This window comes from Microvirga calopogonii, from assembly GCF_003347665.1.
GTDB classification, from domain to species: Bacteria; Pseudomonadota; Alphaproteobacteria; order Rhizobiales; family Beijerinckiaceae; genus Microvirga; species Microvirga calopogonii.
Genome location: NZ_QDGA01000013.1, coordinates 91453 through 104769, shown reverse-complemented (window position 1 = coordinate 104769; position 13317 = coordinate 91453). Strand labels below are relative to the sequence as shown.

General features: G+C 62.2%; 11 protein-coding genes and 1 pseudogene. 3 read left to right on the top strand and 9 right to left on the bottom strand.

What is annotated here, in order from left to right:
* Positions 1 to 1045: 1045 nt before the first annotated feature.
* The 8 genes from DDF70_RS13210 to DDF70_RS13175 form a co-directional block, all read right to left on the bottom strand.
* Positions 1046 to 1249: a hypothetical protein gene (locus DDF70_RS13210; protein ID WP_162820384.1), complete on the bottom strand. Its 204-nt coding sequence runs from the start codon at positions 1247 to 1249 to the stop codon at positions 1046 to 1048.
* Positions 1250 to 1310: 61 nt separating this feature from the next.
* A complete protein-coding gene (locus tag DDF70_RS13205) occupies positions 1311 to 2648 on the bottom strand; it encodes a gluzincin family metallopeptidase (protein WP_205772425.1) in 1338 nt (445 codons plus the stop codon).
* Between the two features lie 278 nt (positions 2649 to 2926).
* Entirely contained in the window at positions 2927 to 4273 is a 1347-nt protein-coding gene (locus DDF70_RS13200) for an adenylate/guanylate cyclase domain-containing protein (protein ID WP_114945320.1), read from the bottom strand.
* A gap of 68 nt (positions 4274 to 4341) precedes the next feature.
* Complete coding sequence (locus tag DDF70_RS13195; RefSeq protein WP_162820383.1) at positions 4342 to 4551, bottom strand: VENN motif pre-toxin domain-containing protein; 210 nt, start codon at positions 4549 to 4551, stop codon at positions 4342 to 4344.
* A 119-nt stretch (positions 4552 to 4670) separates the two neighbouring features.
* Positions 4671 to 5030, bottom strand: coding sequence for a helix-turn-helix domain-containing protein (locus DDF70_RS13190; RefSeq protein WP_114945345.1), 360 nt, complete (start codon positions 5028 to 5030; stop codon positions 4671 to 4673).
* Positions 5017 to 6438, bottom strand: coding sequence for an IS4 family transposase (locus tag DDF70_RS13185; RefSeq protein ID WP_114945318.1), 1422 nt, complete (start codon positions 6436 to 6438; stop codon positions 5017 to 5019). Before DDF70_RS13185 ends, DDF70_RS13190 begins: the two co-directional genes overlap by 14 nt.
* Positions 6439 to 6607: 169 nt before the next feature.
* Complete coding sequence (locus tag DDF70_RS13180; RefSeq protein ID WP_114945317.1) at positions 6608 to 6796, bottom strand: hypothetical protein; 189 nt, start codon at positions 6794 to 6796, stop codon at positions 6608 to 6610.
* A 73-nt stretch (positions 6797 to 6869) separates the two neighbouring features.
* Positions 6870 to 8480 (bottom strand): IS66 family transposase, encoded by a 1611-nt coding sequence (locus DDF70_RS13175; RefSeq protein ID WP_114945316.1) that lies wholly within the window; start codon positions 8478 to 8480, stop codon positions 6870 to 6872.
* A gap of 465 nt (positions 8481 to 8945) precedes the next feature.
* Here DDF70_RS13175 and DDF70_RS13170 point away from each other — a divergent pair, with 465 nt between their 5' ends.
* From DDF70_RS13170 to DDF70_RS13160, 3 genes are read left to right on the top strand one after another with little or no spacing between them, the layout of a single operon-like run.
* Positions 8946 to 9158: a hypothetical protein gene (locus DDF70_RS13170; protein ID WP_162820382.1), complete on the top strand. Its 213-nt coding sequence runs from the start codon at positions 8946 to 8948 to the stop codon at positions 9156 to 9158.
* Positions 9155 to 9586, top strand: a complete 432-nt coding sequence (locus DDF70_RS13165; RefSeq protein ID WP_114945314.1) for a PIN domain-containing protein — start codon at positions 9155 to 9157, stop codon at positions 9584 to 9586. The genes DDF70_RS13170 and DDF70_RS13165 overlap by 4 nt, the downstream gene beginning before the upstream one ends.
* A 60-nt stretch (positions 9587 to 9646) precedes the next feature.
* A complete protein-coding gene (locus DDF70_RS13160; RefSeq protein ID WP_114945313.1) occupies positions 9647 to 10570 on the top strand; it encodes a recombinase family protein in 924 nt (307 codons plus the stop codon).
* 1001 nt (positions 10571 to 11571) lie between these two features.
* Here the strand turns inward: DDF70_RS13160 and DDF70_RS13150 are convergent.
* Positions 11572 to 12379, bottom strand: a pseudogene (locus DDF70_RS13150) (aminoglycoside phosphotransferase family protein).
* Between the last annotated feature and the right edge of the window lie 938 nt (positions 12380 to 13317).

The following is a 13317-nucleotide window of genomic DNA, read 5'->3' as shown; positions in this document are numbered from 1 at the left end:
AACGGCGACATCAGACCAGAACCGGCAGCCTGACTCACTCCCTTGGCTGAGACAGTACTCCGCCTGCTCTCGTGCTCGCTGGTAAGCAGCCCTCCCCTCATACGCAATCAGAGACACGGCCTCGTACTCGATTACTGTGAGATCGGCAGCAGGAGGCCGCCGGCGGAACAACTGTCGGATGCGATGAAGGAGTTTGAGCATGAGGAGATCCTCGGTTCAGGCGAGGGTTTTATCAAGCTACGGATTTACCGCCTTGAGTTCGAGCGCCCCCCTGCCCTCCGTCTCGCGAGAATTTCCTAAACCAAATACCTGCTCCAGCGATGGCCAGTGCAGACCTGACTTATGGGCGAGGCAGCTCGGAACCTAGGAGTGCATGGCGCCATAGCCCTGCGTGGGCATACACCTCCCCCGCAATCCTTGTGCTGAGATAGGTCCCTGAAACCGTGGAGAGGGATTAGATCCGAGTTTCTCGATCCCACGGCCCGAATTTAATCGAGATCGTCGACACACCGCGGGAAGATCGGTAAGGGGCCGTTAGACATCAACCCGGGAAGGCAGCGGGAGGTCGCCTCATGGATTAACAGCTTATTCCTTCTCGTCGGATTTCAGCTGCTATGGCCGTCCGAATCCCGTCCGAGCTGAACGAGCCGGCCGATCACGATCATCTAAGTCATTGAAAAGATTGGTAGCGGAGGAGGGATTTGAACCCCCGACACAAGGATTATGATTCCTCTGCTCTGTCTATCGCGTCGCCTAGTCGGTGTGCACGTGGTGAGCACGGGAAAGAACTACTCAAAGGGCAGATGCCGGTAACCCTTTGATAATGTTGGTGAGCGCGCTGGGACTCGAACCCAGGACCCTCTGATTAAAAGTCAGAGGCCCTCACTGCCGACCGCACGGCACTGAAGTCAACGCCGCTTCACGCTGATTGATGAGATGCCCGGGACGATACCTCTCACCGGAAGCACCTCATACCTGATCCAAGACGTCGCCGGGATTGGAACTGTGCTACCGCAATCTGATTCAAGCTCCGTCCGCAAAATCATCAAAACAGCTTCTTCCGGCGCTCGATGACGATCGGAAGACCACTCGGAGCGTGCCCGACGATCTCATGCGTCACTCCGGACGGAAGCTTGCCCTCCCTATCCGTCCAACCCGCCTCGCCTCGATCGACTAAACCGCGCACGAACGACTCCTTCTCGGGAGTATCCGGGACGATCGCATCCTTAGGGATCGGTTTATGGTTCATGGCGCAGCCTTCAGGAGTGGCGGGCGGGTGGATCCGCAAGAACATCATTGTCCTGTGTCTCTCAGGCTCGACACAGACCACAATCACACAATCGGCGTTCGAGCCGGAGCATACGACCTAGATCAACCAGCCTATGGGTTTTCAGTCCAAGAACCGGATCCATTCGGGTCTCGTCCACCCCAGCCCCATCACAATCGACTTTGCCTCTCAGAAAGAGATCCTCCACGAAGCCCCGGGCCGTGGTTTCCGAGGCTGACGGCTCGATCGAGCCGAAGGCGTTCGCCGCGGCTTTGGCCGGAAAGTGCCGTGGCTGGGACGGGGTCTCCACCACCAGCGGGCGATCTCCCAGGCCATAGGCGTTGCCCGCGAGGGCAAGCTGCCCGAGCGACTCGGAGGGAGCCCCTCGACCGGCGGCGGTGCCTGGCGAGGACAGTGCGGCTTGGAACGGCTCGACTGCGGCTGCCGAGGAGAGCGACAGGATATGCCGGCGGATGAAGGCGGATTTCAAGACTCGCGGATAGGCCGGATCGGCCGCGGCGCTTGCCTGAACCATGCCGGCCGCGACTTGGGCATAGAAGTTGGAGACCACCGGAGCCTGCTGGATACCGGCCAGCAGAATGTCGCCCATGCGCTGGCTGACGGTTTCCAGATCTTGCTCAGTGGGCGGGCCGTGATGCCCTGCGGCCACGACCAGCATGCCCGCGAGAGCATCCAGGAAGGCGCCCGTGAACACACGCGAGAACGAGTGCGGCTCCGCACTTAACTGCGCCGCCGGCGCGCTTGAGGGAAGCTGAAGCGGATCCTGGTACGTGAACGAGTTCGCAGCATTCCGGAGGCTGTCCCGGCTCACGGCATCCGGGTGGGTCTCCCGGATGGCCGCCCCAAGTTGCTCGGCCAGCCGGGACAGGCGCGAATTGCGATTGATGTGTCCGCTTGTTTCGCTTAGGACCAACTGCCTCATTATGGGCAGCTGTAGTGCCGCCAGCATCGCGCTCATGTCGCCGAAGGCCTCGTGGAACGCGGCCGCCTCGTGGCTGGCCACATTCCACAGCTGCGGCTTCAGGCCATCCAGAACCGCATGCCCCATCTCATGGCACAGGATGTCCGGGCTCTCACCGGAATACACGATTCCGGTCGAGGTCTGGCCGTGGAAGAAGTTCAAGGCCTGCCGATCATAGTAAGCATTGAAGTCGACACCCTCATCGAGCAGGACATTCAGGATTGATCCTGTCTGCCACTTCAGGGACGGCAGGCGTGCGGTCCAGAAGTCGGCCCCTCGGCGCAAAGCCTCTGCGGCGGTCCAATACCGGAATTCGGCTGTGCCGACCTCATAGAGACCGGGCCGAATGGCCGGACCGCCAAAGCGGTACTTGAGCTTTCCGGCTGTCAGACTGGGCACTGGGCGCTGAATGACAGTCCCGTCGAGAGGATCGTCCTCCCAGGCATTGACGCTGCCGCGGCGGACGGCTCTGCCCGGTGATGAACCCGCTGAGGAAGTTGCGGGAGGCCGGGTTGTCCGTTCCGATCTGGTTTTGGCCCGTGAGGCTTCTGCCTCCGCCAGCGCTCGACTTAATCGCTTCCGTGTGTTTCGAGCCACTTTCGCCTCCCGTCAGCATGCGCAAGAACAAGACTGCCTTCACCGGCATGCTCCCTCGCTTGCGCAGAGCTGGCCTTTGGCTAGGCAGGCGGCCTGTTATGCTCCACCGCAAACAATCGCCATTTCGAGGGCACCCCCTTGAGAGTGCGGGCGCCCCGGTCCTGAAACTGAAGTCCTGAACCCGCGACCAGATCCTTCACCGTACTCGAGACCAGCACCTCGCCAGGGGCGGCGATTGCCGCCACCCGGGCCCCGATGTGGACGGCGATCCCACCCACGTCAGCCCCACCCGCCAGAACCTCGCATTCGCCGGTGTGCAGGCCGGCCCGGATCTCGAGGCCGAGCTGGTGCACCGCATCTCGGATCGCACAGGCGCAACGGATCGCCCGCGCAGGTCCATCAAAGGTCGCCAGCACTCCGTCACCAACCGTGCTGATTTCCCGGCCCTTGAACCGACCAAGTTCCTGCCGCACCGAGTGGTAGTAGCTCTCCAGCTGGTCACGCCAGCGGCGGTCGCCCAGAGCGGCCGCCCGTTCGGTCGAGCCGACCACGTCGATGAACAGAACTGTCGCAAGCACCCGGTCTGGTTCGGGGACATGACGCACGCCGGTGAGAAACTCCTGGATCTCATTGAGCATGGCATCAGCATCACCAATCCAGGGCACGTGATCCCGGCCAGCCAGTTCGATGTATTTCGCCCCTGGGATCTGTTGTGCGATGTGGCGCCCTGCGATCACTGTGATGTTTACGTCGTCCCGGCGATGCAAAACGAGCGTTGGGACATGCACCACCGGCAGCACGGGCCGGACATCAATCTCGCTGTTCATCCGCATCAGGGCCATTGCCGCCCCGGGGCTGGCGCCCAGACGCTCGTGGCGGGCCCACCAGTGCTGGAACCGCTCGTCGTCGGCCACACTCGGAGCGAACCGGGGCAGGCTCGCACCAGTGCCCCAGGAGGCGTCCATGTATGCCAAGATGTGCTCGAGATCCTGCGGCGTTGCCACCCACGAGCTGAATTCGGCAAAGGTGCCGTACAGTACCAGAGCGGCGGTGCGCTCCGGATAGGTCGCGGCGAACAGCACGCTCATTGGGCCACCCTCGGACACACCCAATATGGCAGCCCGCTCAGATCCCGCAGCGTCGAGGACCGCGCGCACGTCATCCATCCGCTGCTCGAGGGTGGGCACATGTGCCACGCGGTCGGAGAGCCCGGTGCCGCGTTTGTCGAACAGGATCAGACGGGCAAAAGAGGCTAGTCGGGCGAAGAACCCAGCGCAGGTGGGTTCTTCCCAGAACCACTCGACGTGGGAGATGAAACCTGGAACGAACACAAGGTCGAGCGGACCGCCGCCGATGATCTGGTAGGCGATATGGATATCGCCGCTCTTGGCGTATCGCGTCTCTGGTGGGGTGCGCGAGCTTTTCATCGAGCTTCCTTACGGCACGGTACCACAAGCCAGATCCGCTGGATGGATCGGGCTTTTACGCCCAGTGGCTAGCGAGGATTGCTGAAGAACGTGTCCTCCGCTGCCAGTTCAGAGATCAGCTGTGCCAGGGCTTGGGCCGCCGACAGCAACTCCTGTCTCTCCTCCTCCGTCAGCTGCCCGACCGGAGCGCTCCAGCGCCGATCCGACGAGGGGGTCTCAACCTCGGCCGTCTGTAACACAGGCCCATTCTCATCCCAGCTCACCGTCAGTTTGGGCATGCGACAGCTCCTGGATTGGTCGGTCCTCCTCGAGACCGCAACCCAGAATACCTGATACGTGTGGATCATGAACCGCCGCTTGGTGTCTCCTTCGGATAGCCCATCATTGAACAGGCATCTCACACGATGCCCCAGGCGCGATAGCGGGTTCGGCCGGAGAGCCCGCGCGGGCGGGCGCCGCCGAGCTGGGCCAGCATGAGATTGAAGGCCCTGGGGGTGACCTTCAACAGCTTGGCCCCGAGCGGCACCGTCACCAGCGGACGCGAGGGAAACAGCTCCGCCAGGTCGGGCAGCTTGGAGTTGCCGCGGCAGGTGCGTGTCACCCGATCTTTCAGCGCGCGGGCGAGGCTCAGCCGGTCGAGATCCTTGTGGCCGATCGCGACCGCCTCTTCCAGGGGATAGGAGATTAGACGGGCTGTCTTCGAAGCCCGAGTAGCCTGAGGTATGGCCCCCCGAAATGCCCTTTCAATTACCCACAAGCCTCATGCGAAGGGAGGCGCCGAGTTCGATGTCGGTGAGGCGCGAGAGGCCGCGCCATAGGACCATGTTGCCGGGCGGCGGATCTTTGGCGCGCGCGAGATAGCCGCCAAGCCGGGCGATCTTGGTCAGATAGTGGGACAGCGTTGGCGCCGGTGACGACGCCTTGTCCTTGGCCAGCTGATCGAGCAGGCGGATCTCGAGCGGGGTGAAGACCAGGCGTGGGGATGCCGTGGGTGCCGTTCGATTGAGCATCGTCAGCCAGAACACCCGCCATGCCAGGATGCTGAACAGCGCCAGCACTTTGACCAGCCGCTCGGCCGACCGGAGTTTCGCCTCCTCAGCCCGGCTGCCCGATTTCAGGATCTTGTGGAACAGCTCGATGTTCCAGCGCAGGGCGTACCAGCTGATCTTCTCGATCGCCTCATCGACGCTGGTGACAGGCAGATCGGTGATGAGGCGCCAGTGGATCGGCTGGCGGTTCTCGGGTGTTTCTTGTTCATCAGCACAGATCACGGTGAGCGCGAGAGCGGGATAGCGCTTCTGCTTGGCGAGGGGCGGCAGCACCTGAAGGCGCTGGTACTTGATGGTGAGATGCGCCTGGCTGTCCTTGCCGTTGTCGTCGCGCACCCCGATCCGGTGCTCGCCTTGGCCAGGCACCTTGTCCAGGGCTGCGATGATCGTCTGGGTGCCGTCATCGGCCCGCCGGTCGACACAGCTGCGGACGAGAAAGTGCGTGCCGAGCTCGTGCGCCGTGACGAACAGCTCATAGATGTCGCTCTCGCGATCGCCGATGTGGATGCACCGTGCCGAATCAGCAACAAGCGCCGAGGACTGGCGCATGTTCTCGAGCCAGCGGAGGCTCTCTTTCTGCTCGATCGGCACGCGCGTCGGGTTGATATGCCGCTTGAGCACGCTCGTGCCCTTGAAGCTGGCGCGCGTCCAGAACTTGATCGCACACAGCCCCAGCGGCAGCCCGTCCGGCGTGACGCCAAGGCTTGAGTGCATCAGAAGACCGCAGACGGTAAACAGCTGGCGCCGATCATAAGTGGGGCTGCGGCAGGGATATTGCCCAGTGACGCCGAGCGGCTCGGGCCGGACCCGGTGATAGACGAACTCGGTGGTGTCATGAAGGATGAGGATCGGCCCCTCGGTCGCGGCCACGCGGCTGGCGGTCGCCGCGAAATGGCCGGCCAGGATCTCAGCCTCGCTGACCCGGTCATTGTCGAAGAAGCGATAAGCGGCCTTGGTGGCGGCCCAGTCCTGGCAGGCCAGCGGCAGGCTCGCTCCCATCGCCCCGCCGAGCTGCTCCAGGAGCCGCCACAGACGCTGGCTCAGCCGTGCATCGGCAAAGGTTGATCCGGCGAGTTCCTCATCGAGCCACGCGGCACCCTCGAGCATCGGATCCATGGCACCCCTCCATCTGAACGGGTGCCCAACAAGGAATCACGCCCGAGTCCTGTTGTGCACGCTGAAGCGGTGCTCGCTCCGGAGATGTGGGTAATTGAAAGTATCTGCCCCGCTTAGTAACCGGGGCAGATTAGGGGGCAAGGGATACCTGCAGACCGGCCTTCGGGCTTCAATCTATGGATGACCGTGCCGACTGGTAGTTCCGACCCTCCACCTGCGCAGACGGGAACCCTCCCGGCCCTGACGTTTCGCCATATCCGTAAGCGATCATCACAAACAGCACGGCGGCCAAGGCAACCACCAGCCCCATGAAGATGAGGACCATCGCGATGCGGGTGTTGGGACTGTCCTCGTGCATGCTATGTCTCCGTGACAGGCTGATGAGCGGATAACGCCTGAACGTCAGCAGAGCAGAGTGTGGGCCGCGGCCCTCAGGCTGCCCGGGTGACGAGGTCGGCCAGCGGCGGGATCTTCGGCTGACCTGTGTTCAATCCCAGCCGGTCTCCGAGATAGGCGAAGAACGACAGCCCAAGCTTGCGGCAGGTCTTCGAGAGCCCCAGCATCACGTCGCGGGCCAGGCGGCCATCCGCACTCATCGTGCCGCCGGAGATCTTGCGCTTGATCACGCAGGCGCGCAGGTCGTTCTCCGACGCATTGGTGTGCAGCGGGATCTCCGGGCGCTCAAGCACCCGCAGCAGCTCGGCTTTCCGCCGGGCCAGGCGGGCGAGCAGTTCGTCGAGTTCCTTGTAGCCCGTGCGCTGGCCAAAGATCCGGTTGAACTGGCGCCGGAATGACGCCTCGGCGTCTGGTGCCGGGCTCTGCTTCCACAGCTTCAGGCTCCGATAGAAGCACCAGATTGCCGCGCGGACCAGCTCAACGGCTTTCGCCTGCTTGGGCGAGGCCGGCATCAGCTTCTCGAGGTGGCGCTCGGCATGAACCCAGCACAAGGCATGCGTGGCAACCCGGAACTGGCCGGCATCGTCAGAGACCACGACCGTGTTGGCCATTAGCCCGTGATGCCGGAGCGCCCCCCAGGTGGCGGCTTCGTCCAGCGCCTGCAGCAGGGGCCTGTCGAAGATGTTGATCGAGCACCGCAGCAGATGCTGCCACCACTCCATCTGCGAGCCGAACACGTGGCCCTGGAGCTGGCTCACCCGGGCGAGCACGGCGGCTTCGACCGGCTGCCGGCGCAGATAGTCCAGCGCGGCTTCGTTGACGACATACTCCTCGCAGCCACCCCGCAGCAGCGTCAGGAAGTTCAGGCGCGATTTCGACCGGCCGGTGCGAAAGACGCAAAAGCGTTCGCCGCCGATCTGCGTGGTGACCCCAGGACGGCGGGCATGGCGCGCACCGGTGTCGTCGACGGTGAGGTATGGCGAGGTGACCAGGCCGGCCTGCAGGACCGCGCGGTCTTCCTGCGCGAACGCCTCCAGATCGGCGGTGAGCAGGCGCACCACCTGCCGTTTGGAGATCGCCAGGCCGATGCCGTTGAGCAGATCGGTGAGGCGTTCGGTGGTCACCTGGCCTTGTGTGTGCAGGGCCAGGCAGAACCGCCGCACACCGGGACCGAACCCGCCCGCGATCCCCGCCGGCAGCGGCGCGATGAGGGTCTGCCCCTCGGGCGTCACCCATCGTTCCCGCTTGTAGCGCACGACCTCGGCGACCAGCACCAGGTCCCGCCGCACCACCGTCTTGTAGCCTTTGAAGCGCGAGCCGGGCGGAGCCTCGACCGGGAGCGTGATCTCGCGGGTGACCCGATCCCGTTTGGCGCCGCGGCCGGGACGCCGGCCTGGACCAGCAGGGCGCGGCTGGGTGGCTTTCTCCATGCCGGAGGGCTTGAAGGGCGGGCGCGGCGGCAGGTGCTTGAGCCGGGCGATCTCGTCCTTCAGAGCCTGATTGCTGGCGTGCAGGTTGCTGTTGTCCAGGCGCAGCCGCTCGACCTCCTCCTCCAGTCTCTCGATCTTGCCGGCCAGATCCGAGACCAGCAGGCGCAGCGCCTTCTGAGACAGGGGCTTAGCGACATCAGAGCGTGGTCCCGTCATCCATGGATTGAATCATGAATGCCGCCCCGGAGGAATCCCTTGCCCCCCAAACTGCCCCACTTACCCCCGCTTACCCAAAAGCTACGCTTCGTCCAAACATTTAACCTATTGATATGATTGGGCGTGACGGCATTAGAGGAAGCGAAGCAGGAACTTACTACGACCTGAGCTTAATAATTTCGTTGGTTTGTCAGAGAGCATTGTAAGCGGCTTCGTGTGGGATCTGATCACGGAGGCTTGTGTCGGCCTCTCTTCAGCAGCCGAACTGCTAAATCCCTTGTTTTCAAAGCATTTTCGCTGGCCGAGGGGAAGCCCTTCCCTCCCCTGCTGGTTAACAAAAGGGCTTGAGATACGTCTTCAAACGATCGTTAGTACGCGTCTTGTGAAATTGTACAAATCGTCTTCACTTCGCTTGAAAATATCGCCCTACACGTTTACATACATAGCATGGCACATGCGATAACGATGAGAGAACTCCAGAAACTGTCGGCGGCTTCGATCGAGCAGTTGCCAGGCGCTGTCCCCGTGCAGAGTGACGGGCGGACAGTCGCACTGCTCGTTCCCCTGCGCCCGGCCTCCGAAGCGGCTCGGGCACGGTTCCGTCAGGCGCTGGCGAAGGCGCAGTCCCAGCGCTCTCCCGAGGAGCAGGCTGCCCTTGACCGCGAGTTCGGTCCTTGAGCCGACCGCGCGGCGTTCCAGCCGCCTTGGTGGTCGACGCCAATATCCTTGTGGCCGCGGTCCTGGGGTCGACGACCGGTGCACATTTGGATCTAATCTCAGGGCGGCGGAGCCTGATCACCAGCGAAGAAGCCTTTGATGAGGCCTATCGGGTAATCGGGCATGTCAGGCCCAGCGATCTCGCCGTTCTGGAAAGCCTGCTTGATCTCGTGACCATTATCGCCCGTGAGGACGTCACCGACGCGGATAGGGCAGCGGCTGAAACAGCGCTTAGGAACGGGCCGGCGTCCCGTAACGGCAGCGTCACCGATGCCCACTTGCTGGCGTTGGCCTGGACCTTGGATGCCGACCTATGGAGCCACGATCGTGATTTCGCGGGGACTGGCTGGCCCTCATGGTCGACCGCCAATCTGTTGTCTGCCGTATAAGCTTCGAACGTCATCTTCTCTATAGTAAGCCCGAGAACCGGACCGAGATCAGCGACTCTGATGGCCCCCTCCCCCGCCCCGAAACGGCGCCTGATCGGCTATGCCCGCGTGTCGACCGAGGACCAGATGACGGACGCCCAGCTCATCGAGCTCAAGGCAGCCGGCTGCCTGATGATCCATCAGGAGCAGGGTTCCGGGGCGTCCCGGGCCCGTCCGGTTCTTGCTCAACTGCTCAAGGAGATCCGGGCTGGTGACGTGCTCGTGGTCGTGCGCCTCGACCGGTTGGCACGGTCAGTGAGCCATCTGCTCGAGGTCATTGAGGGGCTCGAAAAGAAGGGGGCGCATTTCAAATCGCTCCAGGATCCGATTGATACATCGACGCCCCAGGGCATGTTCTCGCTGCAAGTGCTCGGTGCGGTGGCGCAGTTGGAGCGATCTCTGATCTCCGAGCGCACCAAGGCCGGACTACGGGCTGCCAAAGCCCGCGGAAAGATCCTCGGCAGCCCCGGGGTTCGTGAACACCGCCCGGAAACTGTCCGCCGGCTGACACTTGCCCGAGAAAAACGATACCTCGAACCGCTCATTGCCACGGCCGATCGGTGGATGCCCACAGTGAAACGCATGCGGCCGAGGCACTCGTGGACCGACGTCGTTCGGGTTCTGAATGGATGGGGCCAGGACTGGACGGAGGAGCGCCTTCGGCGTGCGGTTCGAAAACTGGTCTCGCAGCGAATGGCTGATCCGGTGCTCCTTGAGAAGTCCCCTCGCCGCTCCTCTGACGATCGTCTCTCGATGCTGATTGCTGGCATCGCCATGGCCGATCCGAATCTGTCACTGCGAGATATAGCGGTGCAACTCGAACGCATGCGAGAGCGAACCCCGCGTGGCGGGACAAAATGGAACGCCTCTTCCGTCAAACAGCAGCTCGATCGAGCACGGAAGGCCGGGATGGCCTTGCCGTCGTCGCTGGAGGGTGTGGTTTAGCACCGCGGATGGTCAGCTTCATCTGTGAAATTGCTCCCCGGTTGAGCCAACAGGCTCGGGTTAACTGCCAAAGACTGGGTCTCAAGCTAGGCTTATATTCACCCCTCACCAATCCGCATCTGACTCTTCGAAGCCTGACAGTTCGGCCGCGAGTTCCTGCAGCGCCCGATCCAATGCGCTTCGCCGCCCGCCGGTTCTAGTGGAGCGACCAGCCCCCTGCCCTCCATGTGTCAATCGCCGCCTGACGGTCCTAACCCCTCTCACGATTAGGTGGGCAAGCTCATCGTCGCCGAGCTCGTTAACCATATCTTCGATCTCGTGGCGGCTTGCCCGCTTTGCCAAAGTCGTAAGCGACACGGCCTCTAAAGGCTGCTCCTCGGGAGTTTTCGTCGGAATGGTGGGCGATGCACGCCTGGCGGCAGCAGGCTTGGGTGGGGAGGCTCCGAATAGGTCCCCTTGCCTCTCGTCCCAGGATTGTCGCCGCCTCGTCGGGCCCTGTCCCAAAGGTTAGCCTCCCCTGCCCTGCTGGACGGTAAGGCAGACAACCCGTCTCTGGATCCACGATCCAACCCGCCCACCTCGCCGATGCTGTCACGCCACGGAGCGGATCGCGGAATTGTAGCAGCACTGCGACTGAGGCGGTTGACAGCTGTCAACCCGTGCCGGCTGCGAAGTTTCATACCGATGCTCGCCGGATTTTAAGCACGAAGCGGCCAACAGCCCGTTGGACTATTTAAGAAATTGCGTCTGCCGCAGTTATTCCATGGCTAGGTTGGCCAGTGAGACCGACTTATCTTTGGGAACACATCCGGCAGAATCGACCTAACCGATGGGGCATATTACCTGCCGGGACCGCCCCACCCCTTCCACGGGCACCCCATTGTTGACATCTGTCAACCGCAGAGAGCCCAGTTCCTGGTGGTACAAACCTGACGCTCGGTGCGCGTGCACAGCTCGGCTGAGGGGCTCAGCGGACATTCGGCCAAGATGGACCGCGCAGATCATCGATCCAGCTCCGCAGCGGCCAACGACGCGACCTCTAGATCAATAGCTGCCAACGGATCACCGTCGCCCAAGAACCACACAGCCGATAGCCCGGTCCAAGCTAGGATCCAGCGCAGTAGCCATCGCCGTTCCAGCCCTGCGGCAGAGGTGACGAGTTCCAGACGACGCGCGAAGCTGCCGGGCATAGTTGCGACCGGGTGTGTAGGATCCGCCAGATAGGGGATCGTAAAGATATTGGCGAAGTCGAAGCCGCGTTCCCCGACCAAGCGCTTTGGATCAATGGCGAGCCAGCCGCGTGCTCCGAAGTCGAGCACGTTGTCGTGGTGCAAGTCACCATGCAGAACCCCGACCTCACGGGGTTCTGCCAGCAGCGTACGGGCCGCCTCAGCGCAATGGATCGGAATGCCCCTATGTGTGGCGGCTGCCGGCTCCAGGTCGCGAAACCAAACCATCAGTGGGGTCAGATCAGGATGCGGCTTCGGCCTGGGGGCGTGGAGCCGGGCAGCGGTAGCACACAGAATGCGGCAGGCTTCGTCATCGCGGCCGGACCGGGCCAGTTCAGCGAGAGAGTCAGAGCCGGTAGCACGCTCCAGCAATAGGGCTTCATTATCCCAAGCCAGAACCCGCGCTGCAGCTTCTCCGTCCCACCACTCCATCAGCACGCCGCCGAAGCGCTCGTCCTCTTCATGGGATATCTTGAGCATGGCGGGCTCGCCATCCTGTGTGCCACAACCGAGCCGCTGGGGTGGGGATAGGGGCGCCGTCGGGAACCAGATTCCAAAGCGTCAGGTAGGCCTCAAACATCGGTCAGACATATCACAGCGTATGGCCGCTTAGGAGACGTGAGCCGCTATGACCATGGATGCTCACGACGGGCTTTGTCCCATAGGGTGTGGCGGCCGACCAAGAATTGAACATCCAAAAGGGCGCTTTGGCCCCATGCTAGTTGACAGCTGTCAACTCTGCTATCCGTCTGAAACTCCCACCCGATGGTGTCCCGGCATGCCGGGATTTGATATGCGGCACCTTCCTAACGAAAGGGCAGGGGAGGCGGATCGGCACACCGCGCTTTCTTAGATTTGGATCAGCCCCGTTAGGCTAGCGGCGCTTCAGTGAGAGTGGACATCTTTCAACTTCAGCCGACAGTCCCCAACCTAGCGAGGATTGGCGCCAGGCATTCAACCTGAAGACTGTGACAGTTGACAGGTGTCAACCGGATCAAACCGTGCGTGCTCCAAAAGTCAGTTTTTTACCTACGCTGAGCGACCGTTGTACTCGCCAGGCAGAATGCTCAATGAGCTTTAGGTCGATAGGAGGACCTTCTAACCAAAGCGGCCTCCATGGGGTGTTGACACCTGTCAACTACAGAATCCGCAACCCGAGGGTACCGGAGGATCGATCTGTGAAATCCTGTGGAAGGTACCACGGTCCTCCATGCCAGTTGACACCTGTCAACTCCTCGCCAATGGGGCAGGGAGCCGGATAGCTTTAGCGCCATTAAGCCGTTCACTTGGGCAGCCCCCAAGGATGGAGAGATCGCTTTACGAGTTGACATCTGTCAACTGCGGGTCCGTCGCTAGATGCAAATCCAATAAACTCGGCTCCGATCAACCGTTGCCACCTGTCAACTTCAAGGGTAGGGCAGGGGCGACGGGCGATCCCGCTCTCTGACAAAACGTTGCGAACATCCCTAATTTTTGCCGCTCGAAAGGGCAATTTTTACCAATTGTAAAGGATTTCGA